Raw genomic sequence first — 24,664 nt, 5'->3', positions numbered from 1 at the left:
AAACCGTGCAGCGGAGGGGCGAATCTGATTTAATCAGGCAAATTAAAGATTTTTCTGTGGGGTATTGGATATGAAAAAGCGAAATGGAATTGCGGCTGTTGTGGCAGCTACTTTGATGATCACATCAACAAGCGCAAAGGCGGACAGCACAATCGGAGGCTTTGTCGCCGGGGCCGCCTTGGGCGCTTTGCTCAACAATCAGATTGGCAAAAACCAACGCGCGCAGAAACAACAAAAGCAACGATCATCGATCAGCAACTACCAACGCCAGCAGAACCGTGAAGTGCAGGCATCCCTGAACGGCTTCGGATTTAACGTCGGCGCCGCCGATGGATCCCTTGGGCCGCGCTCGCGTGCCGGAATTTCCGAATACCAGAACTACATGGGATGGCAGCCCACCGGCAGATTGGATGACTGGCAGCGCTCACAACTTGTCGGTGCGCATCAGCGGCTTCAGGCAGGCGGCGGTGCCGCCTATCCGGAGGTTGTCGCGAATGAGGGCACACGGGGCCTGCTCAAGGCCTTCGCTGACCCGAACTACGCCAACCGTTTCCGAAACAATGGTGGTCAGGTAGACAACGTTCAGAATAACAATGGCGTCGTTGACCGCAATGCCAACAACGGCGGCTTCAACAACAATGCGGGCGTACAGCAAGCTCAGGCGCCGCTTTCAATCGCACCGATCACCTTTGGCGCGCAGCAGGCTGTCACCTCCATGGCCAGCCATTGCGAACTGGTATCTGGCATGACGCAAGCCAATCAGGGTGTGATCCTTGCAAACAACATCAACGACCCCGAACAGGCCCTCGGAGAGCAATTCTGCGAGGCGCGCGCGTTCTCGATCACACAGAGTCAGGGGTTGATCAGCCAGACAGGTCAAAACGAAGACGTCTTCGCGGGACAATGCAGTCAGATCGCGCAAGCGATGGCACCGGCAATTGCGCAGATCGGCACTGGCGACGTCAAACTTGTCGCAACACAAGCGCAGCAAGTGGCGGGAAGCGTTTTCCAAGGCAATATGCAGACCGCTGGCGCTTACGGGCAGATTTGTCTGGGCCTCGGCTATCGTCAGGACGACGCGCAGATGGCGCTTGGCGGTGCAGCTTCGATGCTTGCCGCTGGCCAGATGCCTTATAGCGAGATCATGGGCCATCACCTGCGCTGGGGCTTTGGCACTGCGAAGTCACCTGCCGCATCGACCGGCTGGTACCAAACGGCCATCGCCTCAATGGAGCAAGGCGCGCAACCAGTATTCGTGCCCAGCAAGACAGCCGAGCGCAACGCCATCATCAAGGCCTCAATCACAAGCGCGCCTGTTGGCGGTGTGGCCCCGCTTCAAACTTCGGGACAGGGCGGGCTTGCATTGCCTGCGCTTAACTTGGGCGGGAACTGATACGCCGGCTTTCCGCAGCGCGCGCCCCAGCACATAGCAAAGGGCCTGCCGGTAATTGCCGGCAGGCCCTTTTTTTATCATGTAGAACGATCAGCTTTGTTTGGCCAAAGCGTCGCGGATTTCCTTGAGAATATCCAGCTCGGTTGGACCGGCGGGTTCTTCGGCGACAGCTTCCTTTTCACCCTCAGCTGCATCTTTGATGCGGTTGACGGTCCTGACCAGCATGAAAACCACAAAGGCGATGATGATAAAGTTGATCACGGCCATGATGAAGTTGCCAAAAGCAAAGACCGGCGCACCTGCTTCAGTCGCCGTTGCAAGTGACGCATATGTTTCGCCGTCCAGCGCATAGAACCACCCGGAGAAGTCGATGCCACCGGTGAAAAGCGCGATAAACGGGTTCACAAGGTCAGCGACCAGAGATGAAACGATGGCAGTAAAGGCAGCACCAATGATGATACCGACCGCCATATCCATGACGTTTCCCTTTGAAATAAAGGTTTTAAATTCGTTGAGCATTTTTCCCTCGTACTATTAATGACGGCCCTGAACATGGCCGTTAACCTTTGGTTAACATATGAGAGCCGTGTTGTAAGGCGCATCCACGGGGGAAAAACAGGCCCGGCGCGTCAATGAGCGCCGGGACCAGAAAACAGAGCGCAGATCACCTGCGGCTCGGGGCTTTCGGTTACGAAGGCAAAGTGCTGGTCAACACATACCGCAGAATATCAACAACCTGCTTGGGATCTTCCGCGACGGCAAGTGCTGCGGCATCGACCTCTTTCAAAGCATGCGCGTGGTCTGGCCCATGCAGGATAATCAGGGATTTTCCCAAGGCAGACGCATAGCCCGCATCAAAGGCCGCGTTCCACTGTTTGTATTTCTCGCCAAACCGCACGACAACCACATCGGCATCTGCAATCCCCTTGCGCGTCCGGATCGCATTGACCATCGCACCCTTGTGGTCGTGCCAGTACTTATTGTCCTCTGCGCCAAGGATCGCAACGCCACAGTCGTCGCTCGCCGCGTGGTCGGTCACCGGGCTGTTGAAGCTCACATCGAGACCCTGCGCGCCTTCCACGATCTGCTCGCGCCAGTCAGTGTGGATTTCCCCCGACAGATATACTTTCAATGCCATACTGCACCTCCTTTGAATTCATTCACGTATCGCAGCGCCCCACGGGCACAGGCGCATCAGGCGCGCAGCACACCACCCGTAGCCTTGATCACCTTTTCCACGACCTTTGCGCTGACCGCTTCGATGTCTTTATCGGTCAGCGTCTGGGTCGCGGGTTGCATCCGCACCGTCAACGCGAGGGATTTCTTTCCCTCCCCCAAAGAGCCGCCGATAAATTCATCAAAGACGCGCGCGTCCTCGATCAGCGCTTTATCAGCCCCCATTGCTGCGTTGACGAGGGTCAGTGCCTCGACACCGCTATCGACGACAAAGGCAAAATCGCGTTCCACCGCTTGCAGGTCACTGATCTGCAATGCAGCACGGGTCGCGCCACTCTTGCGGGGCAGCGGCACCTCGGCGGGCCAGATCGTAAAGCCCATCGCGGGCCCTTTGACGTCCATCGCCGCCAGCACCCGCGGGTGGATTTCACCGAATACACCCAGGACTTTCTTGGGCCCCAGACAGATCATCCCATGCCGACCGGGATGCCACCATGGGGCCGCACCGCGCAATATCTGCACCTTGGCAGGTGCACCGATGGCCGCCAGAACCGCTTCCGCATCCGCTTTGACATCATAGACGTCAACAGCGCGGGACGCGCCATGCACATCCTTGGGTTCCGTCCGCCCGATCAGCAATCCACTGACCAGCAAATGCTGTTCTCCGGGTTCGCCGCCATGAAAGGCAGGGCCGACCTCAAACAGCGCGAGGTTCATATTGCCCCGCGCCTGATTGCGCGCTGCCGCCTGCAAAAGACCGGGCAGCAATGCGGGACGCATGTGGCTCATGTCGCTGCTGATCGGGTTTTCCAGCCGGGTGACGTCCTCTCCGCCACCGAACAGCTTGGCAGAGGCCTGATCAATAAAGCTGTAGCTGACACATTCGTTGTATCCCAAGGCCGCGCAGGTACGCCGTGCCATAGCTTCGCGCCGCTGGATCGGCGACAGGATCGGGCGCGACACGCCTTCATCCAGCCGGGGCAGCGGTCTGCCTTTCAGCTTGGTCAGCGAGGCAATCCGCGCCACCTCTTCGACCAGATCCGCTTCGCCCTGCACATCGGGCCGCCAGCTTGGCACATGGGCCATGTTGCCTTCAAGGCGGAACCCCAGCGCAGTCAGCGTCTGGCGCTGATTGCTTTCGGGGATGTCCATGCCCACCAGCGACTGCACCCGCGCGGCATCCAGTTTATAGGCCCGGTTGGTGTCAGGTATCTTGCCCGCAACGATGACCTCGGAGGGCTCACCGCCTGCATGTTCAAGGATCATATGCGTTGCATGTTCAATCCCGTAGGGCGTCCATTCCGGGTCGATGCCCCGTTCAAACCGATACCGCGCGTCGGAATTTATCTTGAGCGCGCGACCGGTATAGGCCGTGCGGACCGGGTCGAAATAGGCCGCTTCGATAAAGACATTCGTGGTCTCTGCCGTGCAGCCCGTCGCAAGGCCGCCCATAACCCCCGCGATGCTTTCCACATTGGCCGCGTCAGAGATCAGCGTCATGCCTTCTGCAAAGGTATATTCCTTTTCGTCCAGCCCCACGAGGGTTTCGCCACCCTTGGCGCGATGGACCCGCAGGGTGTTGCCTTCAATCTTGTCGGCGTCAAAGACGTGCAGGGGGCGGTTGCGATCATAGGTGAAAAAGTTCGTCACATCGACGAGGAACGAAATCGGGCGCAACCCAATCGCGCGCAGCTTATCCTGCAGCCACTGCGGGCTTGGGCCGTTCTTGACACCCCGGATCACCCGGCCAAAAAACACCGGACACTGCTCCAGCGTATCGGCCTCGATGGTGATGCTCACCGGACAGGGGAAGACCCCTTCGACGGCCGCCACATCGCGCGGCTTCAACGTGCCAAGGCCGCGCGCCGCCAGATCACGCGCAATCCCGCGCACACCCAGCGCATCGGGCCGGTTCGGGGTGATCGCGATCTCGATCACCGGGTCGACCTTGGCCGGGTCATGTTCTGCCAGCCAGTCGACGAAAGACTGCCCGACCTCGCCCGAGGGCAATTCGATGATGCCGTCGTGTTCTTCGGACAGCTCCATCTCGCGCTCGGAGGCCATCATGCCAAAGCTTTCGATGCCGCGAATTTTGCCCACGCCGATGGTCGTATCAATGCCGGGCACATAGACGCCGGGCTTGGCCACGACGACGGTGATCCCCTCGCGCGCGTTCGGGGCGCCGCAAATGATCTGCTTGTCGCCCTCATCGGTCGCCACCTGACAGACCTTGAGGCGGTCCGCATCCGGGTGTTTTTCCGCTGATTTGACGTAGCCGATGGTAAAGTCCCGCAGCTTGCCCGCACGGTCCTCCACGCCCTCGACCTCAAGACCAAGGTCGGTCAGCGCATAGGTGATCTCGTCCAGCGTAGCGGTGGTGTCGAGGTGCTCTTTGAGCCAGGAGAGGGTGAATTTCATTGTTTATTTCTCCAATGGTAGAGCCAGTTAACAATCCAATCGAAGCCGCCAATGACATGCCGACGAAAATAAAATCCTATACCGATAACAGCGGCAATGGGCACTAAAATCCACCAAAACAAAGCAACGAACGTCGCGGAAATGAAGGTCCCTGCTATGTAGCCAGAACCCCCGGTCAAAAGGACACCACCCGAGGTATGAGCGACAAGCGAAATTCCAAAAAAGTTACTCAATGCCCAAGTAGCGCCAACCGCGCCAACGCCTGCCCCCCGCCTCCGTGAAGCAATTTTTTTCAAAGACGCGATCAGGAAATCCCTCACCTGCTCAACCCACCATGCAGCGTGGGCTGATCCAGCGATGCGAAACCGTAATGCCGCAGCCACCGCAGGTCGCTATCAAAGAACGCGCGCAGGTCGGGGATGCCGTATTTCAGCATGGCGATCCGGTCGATGCCCATGCCGAAGGCAAAGCCCTGCCACTGGTCGGGGTCAATCCCACCGGCGGCCAGCACCTTGGGGTGCACCATGCCGGAGCCAAGAACTTCGAGCCAGTCATCCCCTTCGCCGATGCGCAATTGCCCATCAATCCACGAACACTGAATGTCCACCTCCGCCGAGGGTTCGGTGAAGGGGAAATGCGAGGCGCGGAACCGCGTCTTGATCCCGTCGATTTCAAAGAAGGCGGCAAAGAACTCCTCCAGCACCCATTTCAGGTTCGCCATGGAGATGTCCTTGTCCAGCGCCAGCCCCTCGACCTGATGGAACATGGGCGTATGCGTCTGGTCGTAATCCGCGCGGTAGACGCCACCCGGACAGATGATGCGCAAGGGCGCGCCCTGCGCCTCCATCGTGCGGATTTGCACAGGGGACGTATGGGTGCGCAGCACATGCGGCGGGCGTTCGTCACCTTCGGCGCGCGTCATGTAAAATGTGTCCATCTCGGCCCGCGCCGGGTGGTGGCCCGGAATATTCAGCGCGTCAAAGTTATACCAGTCGGTATCAATGCGCGGCCCTTCGGCGACCGAAAACCCCATCTCGCCAAAGATGGCGGTGACCTCTTCGGTGACCTGACTGACCGGGTGGATCGTCCCGCGGGGGCGGTCGCGCGCGGGCAGGGTCACATCCAGCCACTCGTCGCGCAGACGGGCATCCAGTGCAGCATCCGCCAAGCCTGCTTTTTTAGCAGCCAGAGCCGAATTGATCTCATCTTTCAGGGCATTCAGGGCAGGCCCAGCAACCTGTCGTTCTTCCGGGGTCATCTTGCCCAGCTCACGCATTTTCAGGGCGACCTCACCCTTCTTGCCGACAGCCGCCAAGCGGATCGATTCCAGCGCCGCCTCGTCTTGCGCCGCCGCAATCTGGCTTAAGTATTTTTGCTTGAGATCGTCCATATTCCGCGCGTCCCTTGATTTGCCCTGTTTCCTAGCAGAACAGTCCCTGATGGCAAGCCAGCAGTTGCGCGGGGCCGAGGCGTTGACGGCTGAGACACATTCACACGCAGCTGTGCGTGTTCCGCAAAGGACAGCGATCCAAAGAAGCGCCCGGAACCCCTATATGCCCTTTCGACAGCCGGAAATCACCTAACCGGAATTTGAAAAAGCACGCTGATCCGAATTCCACGTGAGACCTGTCTTTCGTGCGATCGTTGCAAACTGTCGGTCCAGCGAACGATCATTCATTCGCCTGGACATGCTGCGAAATGGGATCAGGTTGCGCTCACCATATCCGTCGATCAGGAAACAGGCCGCGCCCGCACCGCGTGTCCCGTAGACAATATTCGAAAAATTGATGTCGCGCGCCACGATGTGCAGGTCGAACATTCTGTCGACGAAAGCATTCAGCGCTTCCAATACCGGTTCGTCCATGCGCCCACGGCGGCAAAGCCGATTGAGCCGTTGCGCAAGATCGCCGTCCAGCCCATCGATACGTTCCACGACAACGCCGACGCCGCGATCGGTCTGCACAATACCGAGCATTCTGGAAATCGGCATGTTTTCGATGTCCGCACCAAGCTTGAGCGAAGCCAGTAGCTCACATTTCAACTCATTCAGAATGGTGCGAAATTTCAGCATGGGGAATAATTTCCAGGCGAGGCGCTTGAGTGGCCTGCGCGAGGAACGTTTTTCGAACGCATGGAAAACCTTGATCAAAAGGTTGGGCTGATCGGGAAACGCGTAGACAATGCGCACGGTGCCGTTTGCAATGCTGTGGTCGTCGGAAAGCTTGATAACGCTTGCTGTGAACAACATTTTTCATCCCATTCGAACCGCGGCTTTTTCCGCGCTAGCCGTTTTTTGCGATCGTCACCGATGATACCGCGGGTTTCCACCGCTGCGATGATGGGCGCCAACAGGCAGTTTATCCGCGTTTTGCATGACCCAGAGCCCGGCTGAATTACCCTTGCCGCACAGGCGATGCTTTAGCGTTGTTTATGAAATCAAGGCAAGTGCTTTGCTTGATAAGTCGACAGTGGTTGCATCGCAGCTTCAGCGCGAGGGCAGGCTTTGTTTTGCAGCTGCATGGGCGAGCAAAACCTGTCCTTCCTTCAGGACTTCGCGCAGGATGACCCCGCAATGGGCGAAAACCAGTGATAAACCACGCGCGCAACATGCCGTCTGTACAGCAAAAAAGCCGCCCTCAAAGAGAGCGGCTTTGGACTGTTGAGCCTGGCGCAGGATTATGCGGCCAGCGCGTCCTGTGCCTGCTTGACGATTGCACCGAATGCTTCGGGTTCGTGTACGGCAAGGTCCGCGAGAACTTTGCGGTCGACTTCGATACCCGCGAGCGACAGGCCGTTGATGAACCGGCTGTATGTCAGCGCTTCATCATGGCTGCGCACAGCGGCGTTGATCCGCTGAATCCACAGCGCGCGGAAATTACGCTTGCGGTTCTTGCGGTCACGCGTGGCGTATTGGTTGGCCTTATCGACCGCCTGACGCGCGACTTTGAAGGTGCTCTTGCGGCGACCGTAGTAGCCTTTTGCAGCCTTGATGACTTTCTTGTGACGGGCGTGGGTGACTGTTCCACCTTTGGTACGGGACATGTCTGTATTCCTTCTGGCTTAGCGGTCGTAGGGCATGAAGCCCTTGATGATCTTTGCATCGGGCTCCGACAGAACTGTCGTGCCGCGCGCGTCGCGAATGAACTTTTTGCTCCGCTTGATCATGCCGTGGCGTTTACCCGCCTGGCCGCCGATAACCTTGCCAGTGGCCGTTATCTTGAAGCGCTTTTTGGCGCTCGATTTGGTCTTCATCTTGGGCATTTCCGTCTCCTGGTTTGTAGATCGGTTAAAGCGCGACTCGGCATGCCACATTGGCCGGTCGCGCGGGCGAGAAGCCGCTCTTTAGGGGATCGAACCGCGTATGGCAAGACATCTTCGGCCCAATCCCCAGTTTCATGGCCGGACTGAGCATCTGTGACCACCTCATTCAGGCAACGCCCTACATCGGAATTGCAAAACGTGATACGCTTTGTGTCTACGACATCGTTTCAGGTCAAAAACTGTGAATTTCATCAAGTTTTTCGAATTAGAGAAATTTTCGCTTGGCGATCTGCTTGATACGCTCGGTCTCGTTCTGACCCGCCCATGGAAATTAGCAGAAGCGGTCTACAATGGGGGCAACTCGGTACAAAATGCCCTTGTTTACTACTTTGTGCTCTTTTCCGTATCGCTGATGGCGTTCCTTCCGTTCGGATTGAACGATGAGTTTCGCAATTTCGCGCAACATTTCACGGTCACGGCTTTCCTTATTCTCGCCGTGACATCCGTGACACTGTTTTGTGGGCTTCGTCTCGCCGGCGTAGACCTGCCATTTCATAAAGCCCTGTCGCTCAAGGCCTTCATCGCAGGCGCTTACGTACTGGTAATCAACGCATTGGTCGCCATGGCACTGGGCATCATGTCGATATTCATGCCTGAAGAAGTCCCGACCTTCAGCGCGTTCGCCATGGGGTGTCTTCCGGTCCTGGACTTCGGCTCCGGCACCCCTCGGTTTACCGTGTCGCAGCCAACCCTCTCGATCTACCTATGCCTCACTTTGTTGAGCTTCTTGCTCAATCTGTTTCTCTATATTGGAATCTTCGTTGGGCTCGCCCCGTTTCGCAAACGCAGCCGCTGGGCATACATCGTGATCGTCACAATGATCTACCTGCTCGACTATACGATTTCGGCTGCCTATGCCGGGCGCAATCTCAACGTCTCTTCCGAATATTGCTCCAGCGCGCGGGCCGCCGAAGGCATCGCAGATTAGGAATGACGCCTGCGAAGGGCCAGTCTGCCATGCCCTATTCCGGATCGGTGTTAAAGATCAGCCGTTCATCACAGGGGGCCACACGCAGGATGTTCGTACTGCCCGGCACATTGAAGGGCACGCCAGCGGTGACCACGATCAGGTCCTCTTTGGTGGCATAGCCCTGACGGGTCGCCACGCGCGCAGAATTGACCACCGCCTGTTTAAAACGCTCCAACTGGTCGGTGATGACGCAATTGCACCCCCAGGCCAGCGTCAGCCGCCGGGCCGTGCGGGCCTTGGACGTCATGACGATGATCGGTACGCGGGGACGTTCGCGCGCCGTCAGCATCGCCGTTGTGCCGCTTTGGCTGAAACAACAAATCGCCTTGATGTTCGTCGTTTCTGCAATCTCGCGCGCCGCGGACACGATCCCATCGGCAACGGTTCGTCCTTTGGCCTCGCGCGAGGCTTCGATGATCTGCGTGTAGGTCGGGTCCTGCTCGACCTCGATGGCCACGTTGTTCATGGTGGTCACTGCTTCGACCGGATAGGCCCCCGCCGCAGATTCTGCTGAGAGCATCACCGCATCCGCGCCTTCGTAAATTGCAGTGGCCACGTCCGAGACTTCGGCGCGCGTAGGCACCGGGCTTTCGATCATGCTTTCCATCATCTGCGTGGCCACAATCACCGGTTTGGCGGCGCGGCGGCACCTGCGGACCAATCGCTTTTGGATCGGCGGCACATTCTGAACCGGCAATTCCACACCCAGATCACCGCGCGCAACCATGATACCATCGCTGGCCTCAAGAATTTCATCAAAATTGTGTACGGCTGCCGGCTTTTCGATCTTGCTGAGGATGGCCGCGCGGCCATTGGCCAGATCAGAGGCCTCCAGCACGTCATCCGCACGCTGCACAAAAGACAGCGCGAGCCAGTCGACACCCAGCTCACAGGCAAATTCAAGGTCCTTGCGGTCCTTGGCAGAAAGAGCCGCAAGCGGCAGCACCACGTCGGGCACATTGACACCCTTGCGGTTCGAAATCACGCCACCCGCGACCACGGTGCAATTGGCATGGCTGTCGCTGCAGTCCTCGACCCTGAGGCGAATTTTGCCATCGTTGACCAGCAAGCTGGCACCGGGTTCGAGCGCTTCAAAAATCTCGGGATGGGGCAGGTTCACGCGGGTCTTGTCGCCAAGCGCCTCATCCAGATCCATGCGGAAAGCATCGCCTTCGACAAGCGTTTCACCGTCTTCGTTGGCAAAGACCCCCACACGCAGCTTTGGCCCTTGCAGATCAGCCAGAATACAGATGCTGCCGCCTGTATCCTCTTCGATCTGGCGGATAATCCGGTGGCGCTCACGCATTTCCTCGTGACTGCCATGGCTCATGTTCAGGCGAAACACATCTGCCCCAGCTTCATGCAAAGCACGGATCATGTCGTAGTCACTGGACGCAGGCCCCAGAGTGGCAACGATTTTTACATTGCGATGGCGTCTCATAGCGGTCCGGCCCCTCTTTTTCCAAATTCATTCGCTTCCGTTATCGCTAACGGGTTTTGAGCTTTATGGGTCATGCAGCGCGCGAGGGCAACCATGAGACCGTGTAAGTGCATTATTTAACACCTTGATGACATGACACTTAGCTGAACTGCAATGGTTGACAGCACGTCCATCAGAACCAATCTGTTAACAGAGCCCTGATGCCAAGGAGTACCCGATGCCAACCCAAACCGAGATCGAACTGCAAGCCGCGGCCTTTCGCCGCCTTCAACAGCATTTGATGCAAGACCGCGTCGATGTGCAAAACATCGATATGATGAACCTTGCGGGTTTCTGCCGCAACTGCCTGAGCCGCTGGTATCAGGAAGCGGCGGGCGAGAAAGGCATTGAAATGAGCAAGGACGAAGCCCGCGAGCTTTTCTATGGCATGACCATGGAAGAGTGGAAGACAAACCACCAGACAGAAGCGTCGCCCGAGAAACAGGAGGCATTCAAGACTGCCTTCGCCGAAAACGTCGGCAAAGCCTGACCTGCGTGACGGCCAGCTTGGGGCGTCGGCGCTCACCAAATGGATGTCTCCACCGCGTCTGACCTCATATGCAGCCTTTGATTGTCACAGGCTGCATGTCATTTCATAGCCCAGGTCAGATCGCGGGCGGCGGCAGCGTATCAGAACAAGTAGTATGCAAGCCAATCCGCTGTCAGTGCCGGTTTTTCCGCACCATCAATTTCCACCGTTGCGGCCAGTCGCAACATCCAGCCCTCTCCCCGTGGTGCCGCATCGACGAGTTCAAACTGCGTTCGGATGCGCGTACCGGCAGGCACCGGCGCAATAAAACGAACGCGGTCAAATCCGTAGTTGATGGAAGCGCTCTCCCCTTCAATCTTGGGCAGCACGTCATAGCTCATCGCTGAGAGCATCGACAGGGTCAGAAACCCATGCGCCACGGTACCGGTAAAACCCGCCGATTGCGCAGCCACCGGATCAAGATGGATCGGCTGCCAATCTTCCGTAAGGTCGGCGAAGGCATCAATCCGTGCCTGCGATATCTCAACCCACGTCGATGTGCCCAAAGGCTTGCCGACGGCCTGAGGCAAAGTCTCTCTTGTCAGCATGGCACTCTCCCCTTCGCCCGACCGCAGAATACGAGGCATCATTGCGCTTCGGCATAGCGAATTTATGGGGCATCAAATAAAAACGCCTGACCATCTCTTTAGGAGCGGATAGGCTGAAAAAGACGCAAAACCAAACGTCAGATCGCCTTTTTAAGGCTCTCTTCTAGATAGATTTCACGCAACCGCTGCGCCACGCGCCCCGGCACACCATCGCCCAAAGCCACACCGTCGATCTCAACCACGGGCATCACGAAAGTACTGGCCGAGGTGATAAAGGCCTCATCCGCGTCCTTCGCCTCATCAATGGTGAAATTGCGCTCTTCGACTTCCATCTGCGCCTCAAGCGCGAACCGCAGCACGGAGGCACGCGTGATCCCGTGCAAGATGTCATTCGACAAGGCGCGCGTGATGATCTTGTTGCCCTTGACGATATAGGCGTTGTTGGATGTCCCTTCGGTCACGAACCCGTCTTCGATCATCCATGCATCATCGGCCCCGGCTTTCTTGGCCATCATCTTGCCCATGGAGGGGTACAACAACTGCACCGTCTTGATATCGCGGCGGCCCCAGCGGATGTCTTCGATGCTGATGACCTTGATGCCCTTCTTGGCTGCCGGACTGTCTGCCAGACCGGGCTTGTTCTGCGTGAACAGCACGATCGTCGGCTCGGTTGTGTCGGGGTCCGGAAACGCGAAATCACGATCGCCGGGCGCACCGCGTGTGATCTGCAGATAAATCATGCCCTCATCGACCTCGTTCACGCGGACGAGTTCGCGGTGCACTTCCAGCAGGTCTTCTTTTGAGATCGGGTTCGCCATATCCAGCGCATCCAGCGACCGTTGCAGGCGCACCGCATGGCCGTCAAAGTCAATCAGCTTTCCGCCCAGAACCGATGTCACCTCATAGACACCATCCGCCATCAGGAACCCCCGATCAAAGATCGAAACCCGTGCTTCATTCTCGGGCACGTATTCGCCGTTCACGTAGACAGTCCGCAATGTCATCCCCAAAGCTCCTTTTCAGGCGGGTGAACGCCTTTTTCATCAAATTCCAACGGGTGTTGCCGATCTTCGGCCAAAAGCAGCGGCCCATCAAGGTCCACTACTGACGCACCCTGCGCCACAAGCGTTGCCGGTGCCATGGCAAGGCTGGATCCAACCATGCACCCAACCATCACACCGTACCCCATTGCTTCCCCTTCGCTACGCAAGGCAAGTGCTTCGGTCAAGCCGCCGGTCTTGTCGAGCTTGATGTTGATGACATCGTATTTGTCTTTCAAACCGGCCAGGCTGGCCCGGTCGTGACAGCTTTCATCCGCACAAACCGGCACCGGGCGGTCCATGCCGATCAACGCCGAATCCTGACCCGCAGGCAAGGGTTGTTCGACCAGTGCAACGCCAAGCGCCACCAGATGCGGGGCCAGATCCGCGTAAACCTCGGCAGACCACCCTTCGTTTGCATCCACGATGATCTTTGACTTTGGCGCACCGGCCCGCACCGCCTTGAGCCGTGGCATATCATCAGGCGTACCCAGTTTGATTTTCAACACAGGGCGATGGGCATTTTTAACCGCCTGCTGATGCATGTTTTCGGGGCTGTCCAGCGACAGCGTGTAGGCCGTAATCTGCGGTTCCGGTGCCGCCAGACCAGCCAGTTCCCAGACCCGTTTGCCCGCGCGTTTCGCTTCCAGATCCCACAGGGCGCAATCCACCGCATTGCGCGCAGCCCCTGCCGGTAACATGTCTTGCAAGGCAGCGCGGTCAATCTGCGGCGGAAGGCCGAGGATTTCGTCTGTCACACTGTCCAGTGTTTCGCCGTAGCGCGCATAGGGCACGCATTCGCCCCAGCCGCTGTGCGCGCCATCGCTCACACGCACGGTCAGGACATGTGCTTCGCTGCGCGATCCACGACTGATGGTGAACACCTGAGCCAGCCTGAACACATCACGCGAGACGTCAATTTTCATTGTATTCCCTTCCCGGGCTGAAAGAATCCCCGCCGCAGGTCGGCTTTTACAATGCGGCCAGTGCCTGCGCCAGACGCCCCGCGCCATGCCGGAACGGATCCACTGTCGGCAACCCCAAACGCGCCTCGATCTCCTCACAATAGGCTGTCGCCTCTGCGTCACTGAGATGTTGGGTATTGATGGAAACCCCGACGACCTGACAGGACGGGTTGGCCACATGGGCCAGTTGCAATGTGATGTCACGCACCGCTTCCATCGAAGGCACCGCAAAATCCGGCAAGCCGCGCATGTGTTTGCGCGTCGGCTCGTGACAGATGATCAGCGCATCAGGCTGCCCGCCATGGATCAAGGCCAGCGTCACCCCCGAATAGGACACGTGGAAAATGCTGCCCTGCCCTTCGATGATGTCCCAATGGTCCTCGTCATTGTCTGGCGTCAGATATTCGACGGACCCGGCCATGAAGTCTGCAATCACAGCATCCAGTGGCACACCTGAACCGGTGATCAGAATACCCGTTTGCCCGGTGGCCCGGAAGGTGCTTTTCATGCCAAGCTCGCGCATGGAGGCATCAAGGGCCAGTGCCGTATACATCTTGCCGACCGAACAATCGGTTCCGACGGCCAAAACACGCTTGCCAGAGCGTTTGACACCGCTGGCAATCGGATAGGCATCCGTTGGAACACGCACGTCATGCAACGTCCGCCCATGCACCTGTGCTGCCGCAACAAGTTCACCCTCATCACGCAGCAGATTATGCAGACCGCTCGCCAGATCAAACCCCGCCTCAAGCGCCTCAACCAAGACTGCGCGCCATTCCTTTGAGATAAAACCACCCCGGTTTGCCACGCCAATGACAACCGTCTTCGCGCCCGCCTCCTTGGCCTGTTGCAGCGTCATGTCCTGCAGGCCGACGTCTGCCTTACAGCCTGGCAAGCGCAATTGACCAACTGCGTTTTCCGGCCGCCAGTCCTTGATGCCCTGTGCAACCTTGGCTGCGAGCTGGTCCTGCGCGTCGCCTAAAAAGAGTAGATATGGTGTCTCGATCATCGCGATGGCCCCCTGTGATCCTGTTTCACTGCAATTTCACCGGTTTGGGCTGCAATGACGTCGCGTTATTTGTTGATTTGTAACGTCATGCACAAGATTCTTCGTAGGTTTTACGTTTTTATAGAATATCCTTGCATCAACGCCGAATCCGCGCACTCAGATTACTTTCTGCAGGTGCGAAATGCACTTGCAGCATCTGGCGCAATTTAATACCAGAACCGAGATAGTATTCGACATAAAATTACCCATGAGGTCCCACATGAGCTTTCGCCTTCAGCCCACTGCCCCTGCACGCCCGAACCGCTGTCAGCTTTTTGGCCCCGGATCCCGCCCGGCGATATTCGAGAAAATGGCGGCTTCTGCGGCAGATGTGATCAACCTTGACCTCGAAGACAGTGTCGCGCCCAGCGACAAAGACTCAGCGCGCGCCAACGTCATTCAGGCGATCTCCGATATCGACTGGGGCACCAAGACGCTGTCGGTCCGCATCAACGGGCTGGACACGCCCTATTGGTACAAGGACGTGGTGGATTTGCTGGAACAGGCAGGCGAGCGGCTGGATCAGATCATGATTCCCAAAGTCGGCTGCGCGGGCGATATCTATGCCGTTGATGCGCTGGTCACAGCGGTTGAGGCCGCCAAGGGCCGCAGCAAAAAGATCACCTTTGAGGTCATCATCGAATCTGCGGCCGGGATCGCCCATGTCGAAGAAATCGCCGCCGCCTCCCCCCGTATGACCGCGATGAGCCTTGGGGCTGCCGATTTTGCCGCCTCCATGGGGATGCAAACCACAGGCATCGGTGGCACTCAGGAAAACTATTATATGCTGCGCGAGGGCCAGAAATATTGGTCAGACCCGTGGCATTGGGCGCAAACGGCCATCGTGGCCGCCTGCCGGACGCATGGTGTTCTGCCGGTGGATGGACCCTTTGGCGATTTTTCGGATGACGAAGGGTTTCGCGCGCAGGCACGGCGGTCGGCCACGCTGGGCATGGTGGGCAAATGGGCGATCCATCCCAAGCAGGTCGCCATCGCCAATGAAGTCTTTACCCCCTCGGAAGAGGCCGTGACCGAAGCCCGCGAAATTCTGGCGGCCATGGAACAGGCCAAAGCCAATGGCGAAGGGGCAACCGTCTACAAGGGGCGACTGGTTGATATCGCCTCCATCAAACAGGCGGAAGTGATCGTGCGCCAGTCAGAAATGATCGCCTCCTGAGTAGGGCGGGCGCATCGTCAGGCGCGTTCGTCCTTGGGGGAGCCCATCACCACATAGGACGTGATAGAACTCACCTGCGGAATGGCGCCCAAGGTATCGGTGTGAAACGATTTGTATTCTGGCAGATCAGCGCATTCCACCCGCAGAAGGTATTCGATCGTCCCGGTGGTGTTGTGGCATTCGCGCACTTCGGGCGCGCGTGCAATGGCGCGCTCAAAAGCTTCCTGGCTGGCCTTGGAATGTTCCCGAAGGCCGACACCGATATAGGCGACAAACCCGCGCCCCAATGCGGTCCGGTCAAGCACGGCGCGATACCCCTTGATCAGGCCCGCGCGCTCCAGATCCTGCACGCGACGCAAACAGGCAGAGGGCGACAGGCCAACACGGTCGGCAAGTTCGATGTTACTGATGCGCCCATTGACCGTCAGTTCACGCAATATATGTTCGGTTCTTTGGTCCAGATCGCTCATTAGTTGTGATTAATCCGCAAAAACCGTGAAGTTTGCAATCCGAATGTATTTAGAATGCGCCATTCTTTGCGCATGCCTTTTGAAACACTCTCTGCCCTTGTGGTTTTCGCCTTTGTCAGCTCGGTAACGCCGGGGCCGAATAACCTGATGTTGATGGCCTCTGGTGCCAATTTCGGCTTTTCCCGGTCCGTACCGCATATGCTTGGTATCGCAATCGGCTTTACACTGATGATCGTGGCGGTGGGTGCCGGGCTCATCCAGATGTTTGACGCATGGCCCCCCAGCTATACGGTTCTGAAAATCTTCTCTGTCACCTACATGACATGGCTGGCGTGGAAAATTGCGCGTGCAGGCCCGGCCAAATCGGGTGAGGCGCAGGGCACGCCGATGACATTTTTGCAGGCCGCCGCCTTTCAGTGGGTCAACCCGAAGGCATGGGCCATGGCGCTGACCGCGCTATCTGTTTATGCAACGGATGCCACGCTGGTTGCGTTTGGCCTTGTGGCTCTGGTTTTCGGTCTGGTGAACCTGCCATCCATCACGCTCTGGGCGGTTCTGGGGCAACAAATGGCGCGCATCCTGACGAACCCGCTGCGGCTGCGGGTTTTCAATTGGACCATGGCCGCCCTGCTGATGGCCTCTCTTATTCCGGTGCTCTGGCCCGTTTGATCCCGTTGCAAAGCCCGGCAATGCCCGCCATATAGGACCCGTTCAATCGGAGTGGCTCATGACGCAATATATGGATTTCGAAAAACCTCTTGCCGAGATTGAAGGCAAGGCCGAAGAGCTGCGCGCCCTCGCACGGGCAAATGAGGAAATGGACGTGACCGATGAGGCCTCCGCTCTGGATGCCAAGGCGCGCACCCTGCTGGAGGAGTTGTACAGCACGCTGACCCCTTGGCGGAAATGTCAGGTCGCGCGCCACCCCGAACGCCCGCATTGCCAAGATTACATCAACGCCCTGTTCACCGATTATACGCCGCTGGCGGGCGACCGGAACTTCGCCGATGACCACGCGATTCTGGGCGGATTGGCCCGCCTGCAGGACCGTCCCGTCATGGTGATCGGGCATGAAAAGGGTAATGATACGAAATCCCGCATTGAACGTAATTTCGGCATGGCCCGGCCCGAAGGATACCGCAAGGCGATCCGCTTGATGGAAATGGCGGACCGGTTCGGTCTGCCTGTCGTGACACTGGTGGACACCCCCGGCGCCTATCCCGGCAAAGGGGCCGAAGAACGCGGCCAGTCCGAAGCTATCGCCCGCTCGACCGAAAAATGCCTGCAGATTGGAGTACCGCTGGTCTCCGTGGTCATTGGCGAAGGTGGCTCGGGCGGTGCGGTCGCGTTTGCCACGGCAAACCGTGTCGCCATGCTCGAACATTCCGTCTATTCCGTCATCAGCCCCGAGGGCTGCGCGTCAATCCTGTGGAAAGACGCCGAAAAGATGCGCGAAGCCGCCGAAGCGCTGCGCCTGACTGCGCAGGACCTCAAGCAGCTTGGCGTGATTGACCGTATCATCCCCGAACCGATGGGCGGCGCACATCGTGATGCAAAAACGACCATCGCCTCAGTGGGCCGTGCCCTTGCCGATATGGTGGACGAATTGTCATCCAAAGATCGCACAACGCTCATCACCGAGCGGCGCAACAAATTCCTTGAACTGGGGTCAAAGGGCCTTGCCGCCTGAGGCAGGCACCGTTTCGGGACAACTCTGGCACTCCTTAGCTTGCCAGCATCCTCAGGCCTTGTGTCACATCCGAACGCACCGCGAGACGCAGGCCCGGCTCATCGCCCGCGCGCAGGGCCGCGATAATCAAACGGTGATAATGCGGCGGTTCCTTGCGCCGCAAGCGACCGTAAAGCGCACGCATGGTAGGACCCATTTGCAACCAGACCGTTTCCGCCATGGCCAGCATCGCCGGGGCTTGCGCGCGCAAATAGAGGGTTCGGTGAAACTCCAGATTTGTGCGGATATAGCTGACCGCGTCCCGATGGGCGACCGCCTCGGCGACGGTGGAATTTATGGTCTGCAAGCGTTCGATCAGAGCCATATGCGCCCGCGGCAACGCGCGGCTGGCCAATTCGACCTCGATCAGGGCGCGCAGCGAGGCTAGCTCTTCGATCCGTTCGTTGCTGAGTTCCGGTGTCGAAACGCGCCCGGATGACGACAAGGTCAACGCCCCCTCCGCCACCAGCCTGCGCACCGCTTCACGCGCCGGTGTCATGGAAACATCGTAGGCTTTACCGATTCCGCGCAGCGTCAGTGCTTCGCCCGGCGGGATTGCACCTTGCATGATGCGACCGCGCAAGGATCGGTAAACGCGGTCATGTGCAACGGGTGTCGCATCTGCGGGACGTTGGTTTAAAATCATGGCTGCATTTGTGATCACAAACCCCGGGGCGTCAAGTGCCGGCCCGAAAATTACCCAAACCGGTAGCGGTGCAGCGAACTGCCCTCGCGGCGCAGCCAGGCCCTCGCAGCAGCGTAATCGCCGTAAATCCGCTCGACCTCCGCCCAAAAGGCGGGCGAGTGGTTCATCTGCGCCAGATGCGCCACTTCATGCGCGGCCACATAGTCCAGCACCTCCGGCGGGGCCAGAATCAATCGCCATGAATACATCAACCGCCCCTGCGCCGTGCAGGAGCCCCATCGCGACCGCGTGTCCCGCAGCGTGATCGCAGCATAGGGCTTGCCCAGCCGCTCAGCATAGTGATCCGAGGCCTCGGCCAAGCGCGTTCTGGCCAACGCCTTGAGATGCGCACCGAGACGTTTACCCACACGATCCACCGCGCCCGGAACATGCACCTGTCCTTGGGCAAAACTGATGCGACGCCCCGCGCCCTCAGTCACCTGATGTGGTATCCCGCCAATCGGCACGACGACACCATGGCCCACATCAACGTTTCCCGTACGATTGGCCAGATGCTTTCGAATCCACGCCTCCTTTTCCTGCGCGAAGTGGATGGCTTCGCGTTCCGGAACGCGATCCGGAAGCGTCAGCGTCACGCGACCGTCCAATTGAGAAATGCGCAAAGAGATTCGCCGCGCCCGTCCCGAGCGGCGGATGATCAGCGGGATTGGCGGGTCTCCGGGCAGGTACGGATCGTTCATATGGCTACTCTTGTTGCGATAATCGCCGGCCATGCGCTTTGCCACACGCGGCAGGTCTTTACAGACACCGCCTCATATGGCACTTGCGCTGAATCATCTACACCTTAACCGCAAATTCAAAGGGGGTTTTCATGCCCAAGGAAGAATGGGGAACCAAACGCCTCTGCCCGACCACTGGCAAACGTTTCTACGATCTGAACGCTAGTCCGATCGTAAGCCCCTATACTGGCGAAGTCGTCGAAGTGGACCTGAGCAAGTCGCGTATGATCGCAGCTGACGCCGAAGACGCTGCATCCGCAAAAGCGAAAAAAGCCGATACCGAAGAAGAAGCGGTACTGGACGATGACGATGTGGATGTGGATCTCGACGATGATCTGCTGGACGATGACGACGACGACACGGACAGCGTTCCGCTTGAGGAAATCGCTGACGTTGCAGCTGACGATGACGATAGCTGATCCAATTGCGCAGCGGGTTCGCTTTTACTCTTGATCCCGCTTCGCACTGCCGCTATCCAGCGGCGCAATGGGGCCTTAGCTCAGCTGGGAGAGCGCCTGCATGGCATGCAGGAGGTCAGCGGTTCGATCCCGCTAGGCTCCACCACCCTTCCCATTTGCACAGTGACGCCACCGGGCGGTTTCGTCCGGTGCGAAAGCAGTTTCGCTTTCGAGCGGCGAACAGGCCGCGTGGCCTTATCACGGCCTGTGTCAGCGGTGAGGTGTCAGGCGGGCGGCACCAAAGCGCTGACGCCAGATTTCGCAGCGCAGCGCATCGCGCCTGTCGTAAGCTTCAAGGGCCTCCAGCGGACTTGGATCAAACAGGTGTTCAGCGTCCTCGCCTAGCGCTGTCAGACGCATGGAATACCACGCGGTAACACCACCACGCGGCGGCGAAACGAATCTCGGAAAGGCCGGATCACCCCCCGCAGCGCTTTGCCATGCGTTTGCAATCGCTGGATTAAGCACCATTGCACGGCCGAGGCTGACGGCATCTGCCGCGCTGTCTTCCAGCGTTTTCAGCGCCTGATCGCGCGTTTCAAACCCACCCGACAGAATGATGGGAACAGACGTCACTGTTTTGGCTTTCTTGCCAAAATCGGTGAAATACGGGCCGGAGGTCGCTAATTCATCCGAACTTGATGCGGCGCCGGGGAAATAGGTGCCACCACTGATGTCGATCAAATCCACGGATGTGTCGTCCAACAAACGCACGACTTCCAGCGCGTCGTGATGTGTCAGTCCCCCTTCCAGTTTGTCGGTGGCGTTGATCCTGATTCCAACCGGATAAGCCGCCCCGACCGCTTGCCGAACGGCGCTGAGCACTTCACGTATAATGCGGAAACGCGCGCCAATCGTGCCGCCATAGGAATCCGTGCGATGATTGAACAAGGGTGACAAGAACTGGCTCAACAGGAATCCGTGACCTGCATGGATAAGAACGCCACCAAAGCCCGCCTTCTGTGCCAGCATCGCGGCCTGCGCATAGACTTGGGGCAGGTTGTGAATGTCATCCAAGGACATTCCATCGCATTTCAGACCCGCAACATCCAGTGCCGAGGGGCCTTTGGGCCTGCTGATCGGCGCATGTGACAGCGCCCCCGCGTGGCCAAGCTGCGGCCAGATGTGCGCGCCGTTGACGGACCCGCGCTTTGCCAATTCCCGCAAGGCCGGAAGATCCGCATCTGATGCGAAAACCAGATTGCCGGGCTTTTCAGGATAATCCGGGACCACCTGCACTTCACCAATCAACGACAGCGCAGCGCCTCCCTCAGCCCATCGTTCATATAGACGCATCTGCGCCCCGGTCGGATTGCCCGCACCATCACCAAGGGAATCAGACATGGCAGATTTGATAATTCGATTCTGGAGCCGAACGCCGCAGGGCAGACAAAGCGGTTGGGCCAATGGGTTCTTCATGTCATTATCTTTCTATCGGCATATTTCGATATATCACTTTATTAACGCAGGTTACGATGTGGCACGCTGCGCCTCTACTTCTGTGGACTCAAGAGTTCATCCTGCACAGCCGCAAGAAACGCGCGAATGTTCGTTTCGTCGCGCCGGTAAAATGTCCACTGCCCATGGCGCTCTGCGCGAACGAAACCGGCCTGTTTCAACACCCCCATGTAATTCGATACCGTAGACTGAGACAGCTTTGCCTTCTCCTGAATATGCGCAACACACACGCCCTCAAGGTCTTCGTGCTCCGGCAGTGCGGACGGAAAGTTTGACCGGTCTTTCAGCCATTCCAAAATCTGGCGACGCACCGGGTTGTTCAGCGCTGATATTGATCTTTCAATGTCCATAAATCGAGATATCTCGATATAAAGGCAAAAGTCAATACCTGTGTCGGCGTCACCCGCCGCGCAGTGCCGTCAAAACAACAGCCGGACATGCCGATCCGTGTTTGCCTCCCGACCTACGGAGCGCATGGGAATAGACGCATTCACGGTTTCTCTGATAAGGTGACACAACATCGGTGCCACCTTGTGTGAATACGCCAGTCAGGAAGCCGACACGTCGAATGAACATGATACAAACCCTTTCCACAGCCCGCCATGGGCTGCTGCTCGGCCTTACTGCCTGTGGCCTTTTCCTGTCATCGCTGGCGCAAGCGCAGGAGGCATTCACCCTCAAAGGCCATGGCGGGCCGGTCAAGGGGATCAGCACGCAGACCGATGGCACCATTCTGACCGCAAGTTTCGACAACTCGGTCGGCATCTGGACAGACGGCACACCGCAGTGGCTGGAGGGGCATGAAGCCGCTGTGAATGCGGTCGTTCCCGTGGCCAATGGTCAGGTCGTATCCGCAGGGGATGATTATTCAGTCCGGCTCTGGTCCCCGCAAAACAGCACGGTACGCGAACTTGGCAGACATAATGCCAAGGTCATCCGCCTTGCCGCCGCCCCAGACGGGCAAAGCGTCGCCTCCGCCAGTTGGGACCGGACCGTGCGCATCTGGCCGATTGACGGCGCAGCCCCGGTGCTGATCGAAGGGCATGATAACACGGTCAGCGATGTGGCCTTTTCCCCCGATGGCACGCGCCTCTACACCAGCTCAGCCGATGGCACGATCCGGGTCTGGGACGCGCAAACCGGGGCCTTCCTGAAACGTCTGGTGGAACACGGGTTTGGCATCAACACCCTGCTGGTCGCGCCTGATGAAAGCTGGCTGGCCTATGGTGCCGTCGACGGAGGGACGCGGCTGGTCTCCCTGCCCGAGGGCGTTGAAATCGGCGACTTCACTGCTGATCGTCGCCCTATTCTTGCCATGGCCCATAGCGACAAGACGGACCGGATCGCGATTGGCGACGCGCAGGGTTACATCATGATGATCGACAGCAGCGCCCTGCGCATCACCGATGATTTTCAGGCCACCCCCGCCGGGCCGGTCTGGGCGCTGGCATTTTCACCAGACGGCCAGAACATCCATGCCGGGGGCATTTCTGACGTGGTACACAGCTGGCCCGTGGGCAGCCTTGACGGTGCCGAGCAAATGACCGGCACCACCCGCGCCTTCATGACCGACCCCGACCAGATGACCAACGGCGAGCGCCAGTTCAAACGCAAATGTTCGATCTGTCACACGCTGGAACCGGATGGGAAACGGCGCGCAGGGCCCTCTCTTTATGACCTGTTTGGCCGCGCCGCGGGCGCGATCAAGGACTATCCCTACTCCCCCACGCTGGCCACATCAGACCTGATCTGGACTGAAGAAACCGTTGATCTGCTGTTCGACCTTGGCCCGGATCACTATATCCCCGGTTCCAAAATGCCGATGCAACGGATCACGGGGGCGCAGGACCGCGCCGACCTGATCAGCTTTCTGCAATCCGCCACAACGCCCGAATAGGCGCGCTCAGGTCCAGCGATGGGCCTGTTCGGCCACGTCCTTGGCGATCCATTGTTTGTACACCTCGCGAATGCGCTGCGTAACGGGCCGCGTGCCATCCCCGATTGGCTTGCCATCTATTTCCGCAACCGGAGTCTGCGCCCCGAATGTCCCGGTCAGAAACGCCTCCTGCGCGCCATATGCCTCATAAAGCGAATAGTTCTTTTCAAAAACCGGGATGCCTTCGGCGCGGCAGATATCAATCACCGTCTGCCGGGTGACGCCGTTCATGCAGTAATCGCCGGTAGAGGTCCAAACCTCGCCCCGCCGCACGATAAAGAAATTACAGGCATTGGTGGTATTCACAAACCCATGCGGGTCCAGCATCAGCCCCTCATCTGCCCCCGCCTGCTCCGCCTGCAAACAGGCGATGACGCAGTTCAGCTTGGAATGACTGTTGTATTTCGCATCCTGCGACATCGGCAAACCGCGCACCTGTGGCACGGTGGCCAGACGAATGCCGCGATCCTGCAAGGCGGTCGCGGGCTTGGAATGTTCCATGATGATGACCAGCGTGGGGCCGGTGCGGCTCAGGGACGGGTGCTGAAAGGGTTTCGCCTTGAGGCCCCGCGTCAGCATCAAACGGCAGTGCACATCCGTGACCATATTGTTGGCCTTCGCCGTCTGCTTGAGCGCCTCCATGATCCCGCTGCGATCCATCCCCACATCCAGAGAGACCGCTGTGCAGCTGTCAAAAAACCGATCCATATGCGCGTCAAAAAAGCTCCAGACCCCGTCATAAAGCCGCATGCCTTCCCACATCCCATCGCCCAGCATGAAGCCCGCGTCATAGACCGACACCTTCGCCGCATCACGGTGCAAAAGCTGCCCGTTGATATAGATAAGGATGTCGCGGTTGCGCGGGTCATCATCTGCATCATGGGTGGTCAGGGTCTCTGTCGTCATGTGGGTTTCCTTGGGTTACTTTTCGCTCACGCAATCAGAATGAAACGGCTTGCGCAAGCCCGCCCCGCGCGGCGCCAAAGGGTCGTTGCCCCGCGACACCTGAGGGCCTGATCGGAAAAGGTGATCGACTCTTGAGCGTCAAAGGCATAACGACGCCTCAACAGGTCGCAATGCGACCGACTGAAGCCACAGATGGTGGCTCTACCGATAGGATATT

At 58.4% G+C, this 24,664-nt stretch carries 27 protein-coding genes and 1 tRNA gene; 9 read left to right on the top strand and 19 right to left on the bottom strand.

What is annotated here, in order from left to right:
• Positions 1-70: 70 nt before the first annotated feature.
• A complete protein-coding gene (locus RLO149_RS01090) occupies positions 71-1,393 on the top strand; it encodes a peptidoglycan-binding domain-containing protein (RefSeq protein ID WP_013960197.1) in 1,323 nt (440 codons plus the stop codon).
• Positions 1,394-1,483: 90 nt separating this feature from the next.
• Here RLO149_RS01090 and mscL read toward each other — a convergent pair whose 3' ends face one another.
• From mscL to rpmI, 8 genes are all read right to left on the bottom strand, one after another.
• Positions 1,484-1,912 (bottom strand): large conductance mechanosensitive channel protein MscL, encoded by a 429-nt coding sequence (mscL, locus tag RLO149_RS01085; protein WP_013960196.1) that lies wholly within the window; start codon positions 1,910-1,912, stop codon positions 1,484-1,486.
• Positions 1,913-2,081: 169 nt separating this feature from the next.
• Entirely contained in the window at positions 2,082-2,531 is a 450-nt protein-coding gene (locus RLO149_RS01080; RefSeq protein ID WP_013960195.1) for a YtoQ family protein, read from the bottom strand.
• Between the two features lie 56 nt (positions 2,532-2,587).
• On the bottom strand, positions 2,588-4,987 hold the full coding sequence (gene pheT / locus RLO149_RS01075) for a phenylalanine--tRNA ligase subunit beta (RefSeq protein ID WP_013960194.1): 2,400 nt from the start codon (positions 4,985-4,987) through the stop codon (positions 2,588-2,590).
• Entirely contained in the window at positions 4,984-5,307 is a 324-nt protein-coding gene (locus RLO149_RS01070; protein ID WP_044025162.1) for a hypothetical protein, read from the bottom strand. Before RLO149_RS01070 ends, pheT begins: the two co-directional genes overlap by 4 nt.
• Positions 5,304-6,377, bottom strand: a complete 1,074-nt coding sequence (gene pheS / locus RLO149_RS01065) for a phenylalanine--tRNA ligase subunit alpha (RefSeq protein ID WP_013960193.1) — start codon at positions 6,375-6,377, stop codon at positions 5,304-5,306. The genes RLO149_RS01070 and pheS overlap by 4 nt, the downstream gene beginning before the upstream one ends.
• A gap of 189 nt (positions 6,378-6,566) precedes the next feature.
• Entirely contained in the window at positions 6,567-7,235 is a 669-nt protein-coding gene (locus RLO149_RS01060; RefSeq protein WP_013960192.1) for a PhoP regulatory network YrbL family protein, read from the bottom strand.
• A gap of 428 nt (positions 7,236-7,663) precedes the next feature.
• Positions 7,664-8,029, bottom strand: a complete 366-nt coding sequence (gene rplT, locus RLO149_RS01055; RefSeq protein WP_013960191.1) for a 50S ribosomal protein L20 — start codon at positions 8,027-8,029, stop codon at positions 7,664-7,666.
• Between the two features lie 18 nt (positions 8,030-8,047).
• Positions 8,048-8,248: a 50S ribosomal protein L35 gene (rpmI, locus tag RLO149_RS01050; protein WP_013960190.1), complete on the bottom strand. Its 201-nt coding sequence runs from the start codon at positions 8,246-8,248 to the stop codon at positions 8,048-8,050.
• Between the two features lie 241 nt (positions 8,249-8,489).
• On the opposite strand from rpmI, the gene RLO149_RS01045 reads away from it, so the two are divergent.
• The gene (locus tag RLO149_RS01045; RefSeq protein ID WP_013960189.1) at positions 8,490-9,236 is read left to right on the top strand and encodes a hypothetical protein; all 747 of its coding nucleotides are present in this window, start codon (positions 8,490-8,492) and stop codon (positions 9,234-9,236) included.
• A gap of 34 nt (positions 9,237-9,270) precedes the next feature.
• Here RLO149_RS01045 and pyk read toward each other — a convergent pair whose 3' ends face one another.
• Complete coding sequence (gene pyk / locus RLO149_RS01040; RefSeq protein ID WP_013960188.1) at positions 9,271-10,719, bottom strand: pyruvate kinase; 1,449 nt, start codon at positions 10,717-10,719, stop codon at positions 9,271-9,273.
• 217 nt (positions 10,720-10,936) lie between these two features.
• On the opposite strand from pyk, the gene RLO149_RS01035 reads away from it, so the two are divergent.
• The gene (locus RLO149_RS01035) at positions 10,937-11,248 is read left to right on the top strand and encodes a DUF1244 domain-containing protein (protein WP_013960187.1); all 312 of its coding nucleotides are present in this window, start codon (positions 10,937-10,939) and stop codon (positions 11,246-11,248) included.
• A 140-nt stretch (positions 11,249-11,388) separates the two neighbouring features.
• On the opposite strand, the gene RLO149_RS01030 is transcribed toward RLO149_RS01035, so the two are convergent.
• From RLO149_RS01030 to dgcN, 4 genes are all read right to left on the bottom strand, one after another.
• Positions 11,389-11,835 (bottom strand): MaoC family dehydratase, encoded by a 447-nt coding sequence (locus RLO149_RS01030; RefSeq protein ID WP_013960186.1) that lies wholly within the window; start codon positions 11,833-11,835, stop codon positions 11,389-11,391.
• A gap of 137 nt (positions 11,836-11,972) precedes the next feature.
• Positions 11,973-12,839 (bottom strand): D-amino-acid transaminase, encoded by an 867-nt coding sequence (locus RLO149_RS01025; protein ID WP_013960185.1) that lies wholly within the window; start codon positions 12,837-12,839, stop codon positions 11,973-11,975.
• A complete protein-coding gene (dgcA, locus tag RLO149_RS01020) occupies positions 12,836-13,801 on the bottom strand; it encodes an N-acetyl-D-Glu racemase DgcA (RefSeq protein ID WP_013960184.1) in 966 nt (321 codons plus the stop codon). Before dgcA ends, RLO149_RS01025 begins: the two co-directional genes overlap by 4 nt.
• A gap of 46 nt (positions 13,802-13,847) precedes the next feature.
• Positions 13,848-14,849 carry an N-acetyltransferase DgcN gene (gene dgcN, locus RLO149_RS01015; protein WP_013960183.1) on the bottom strand — a complete coding sequence of 334 codons (1,002 nt, stop codon included), beginning with the start codon at positions 14,847-14,849 and terminating at the stop codon, positions 13,848-13,850.
• A gap of 259 nt (positions 14,850-15,108) precedes the next feature.
• On the opposite strand from dgcN, the gene RLO149_RS01010 reads away from it, so the two are divergent.
• Positions 15,109-16,065 (top strand): L-malyl-CoA/beta-methylmalyl-CoA lyase, encoded by a 957-nt coding sequence (locus RLO149_RS01010; protein ID WP_013960182.1) that lies wholly within the window; start codon positions 15,109-15,111, stop codon positions 16,063-16,065.
• Between the two features lie 17 nt (positions 16,066-16,082).
• Here the strand turns inward: RLO149_RS01010 and RLO149_RS01005 are convergent, their stop codons facing one another.
• Entirely contained in the window at positions 16,083-16,535 is a 453-nt protein-coding gene (locus tag RLO149_RS01005; protein WP_013960181.1) for an Lrp/AsnC family transcriptional regulator, read from the bottom strand.
• Between the two features lie 72 nt (positions 16,536-16,607).
• Here RLO149_RS01005 and RLO149_RS01000 point away from each other — a divergent pair, with 72 nt between their 5' ends.
• Complete coding sequence (locus tag RLO149_RS01000; protein WP_013960180.1) at positions 16,608-17,204, top strand: LysE family translocator; 597 nt, start codon at positions 16,608-16,610, stop codon at positions 17,202-17,204.
• Between the two features lie 58 nt (positions 17,205-17,262).
• Positions 17,263-18,225: an acetyl-CoA carboxylase carboxyltransferase subunit alpha gene (locus RLO149_RS00995; protein ID WP_013960179.1), complete on the top strand. Its 963-nt coding sequence runs from the start codon at positions 17,263-17,265 to the stop codon at positions 18,223-18,225.
• A 34-nt stretch (positions 18,226-18,259) separates the two neighbouring features.
• On the opposite strand, the gene RLO149_RS00990 is transcribed toward RLO149_RS00995, so the two are convergent.
• Both RLO149_RS00990 and RLO149_RS00985 read right to left on the bottom strand, forming a co-directional pair.
• Positions 18,260-18,910, bottom strand: a complete 651-nt coding sequence (locus tag RLO149_RS00990; protein ID WP_013960178.1) for a GntR family transcriptional regulator — start codon at positions 18,908-18,910, stop codon at positions 18,260-18,262.
• A gap of 50 nt (positions 18,911-18,960) precedes the next feature.
• Positions 18,961-19,650 carry a M48 family metallopeptidase gene (locus tag RLO149_RS00985; RefSeq protein ID WP_044025496.1) on the bottom strand — a complete coding sequence of 230 codons (690 nt, stop codon included), beginning with the start codon at positions 19,648-19,650 and terminating at the stop codon, positions 18,961-18,963.
• A 131-nt stretch (positions 19,651-19,781) separates the two neighbouring features.
• Between RLO149_RS00985 and RLO149_RS00980 the strand changes: the two genes are divergently transcribed.
• Positions 19,782-20,108, top strand: a complete 327-nt coding sequence (locus RLO149_RS00980) for a TIGR02300 family protein (protein WP_013960176.1) — start codon at positions 19,782-19,784, stop codon at positions 20,106-20,108.
• Between the two features lie 69 nt (positions 20,109-20,177).
• Positions 20,178-20,253, top strand: a tRNA-Ala gene (locus RLO149_RS00975).
• Positions 20,254-20,357: 104 nt separating this feature from the next.
• Here the strand turns inward: RLO149_RS00975 and RLO149_RS00970 are convergent.
• On the bottom strand, positions 20,358-21,491 hold the full coding sequence (locus tag RLO149_RS00970; RefSeq protein WP_245538102.1) for an oxidoreductase: 1,134 nt from the start codon (positions 21,489-21,491) through the stop codon (positions 20,358-20,360).
• A 149-nt stretch (positions 21,492-21,640) separates the two neighbouring features.
• Complete coding sequence (locus RLO149_RS00965) at positions 21,641-21,955, bottom strand: ArsR/SmtB family transcription factor (protein ID WP_013960174.1); 315 nt, start codon at positions 21,953-21,955, stop codon at positions 21,641-21,643.
• A gap of 218 nt (positions 21,956-22,173) precedes the next feature.
• On the opposite strand from RLO149_RS00965, the gene RLO149_RS00960 reads away from it, so the two are divergent.
• The gene (locus RLO149_RS00960; protein WP_013960173.1) at positions 22,174-23,502 is read left to right on the top strand and encodes a c-type cytochrome; all 1,329 of its coding nucleotides are present in this window, start codon (positions 22,174-22,176) and stop codon (positions 23,500-23,502) included.
• A gap of 6 nt (positions 23,503-23,508) precedes the next feature.
• On the opposite strand, the gene RLO149_RS00955 is transcribed toward RLO149_RS00960, so the two are convergent.
• Positions 23,509-24,447, bottom strand: a complete 939-nt coding sequence (locus tag RLO149_RS00955; protein WP_013960172.1) for an aminotransferase class IV — start codon at positions 24,445-24,447, stop codon at positions 23,509-23,511.
• Between the last annotated feature and the right edge of the window lie 217 nt (positions 24,448-24,664).

The sequence above is a fragment of the Roseobacter litoralis Och 149 genome (assembly GCF_000154785.2).
Lineage (GTDB): Bacteria > Pseudomonadota > Alphaproteobacteria > Rhodobacterales > Rhodobacteraceae > Roseobacter > Roseobacter litoralis.
This window is presented reverse-complemented; position numbering and strand designations above follow the sequence as displayed.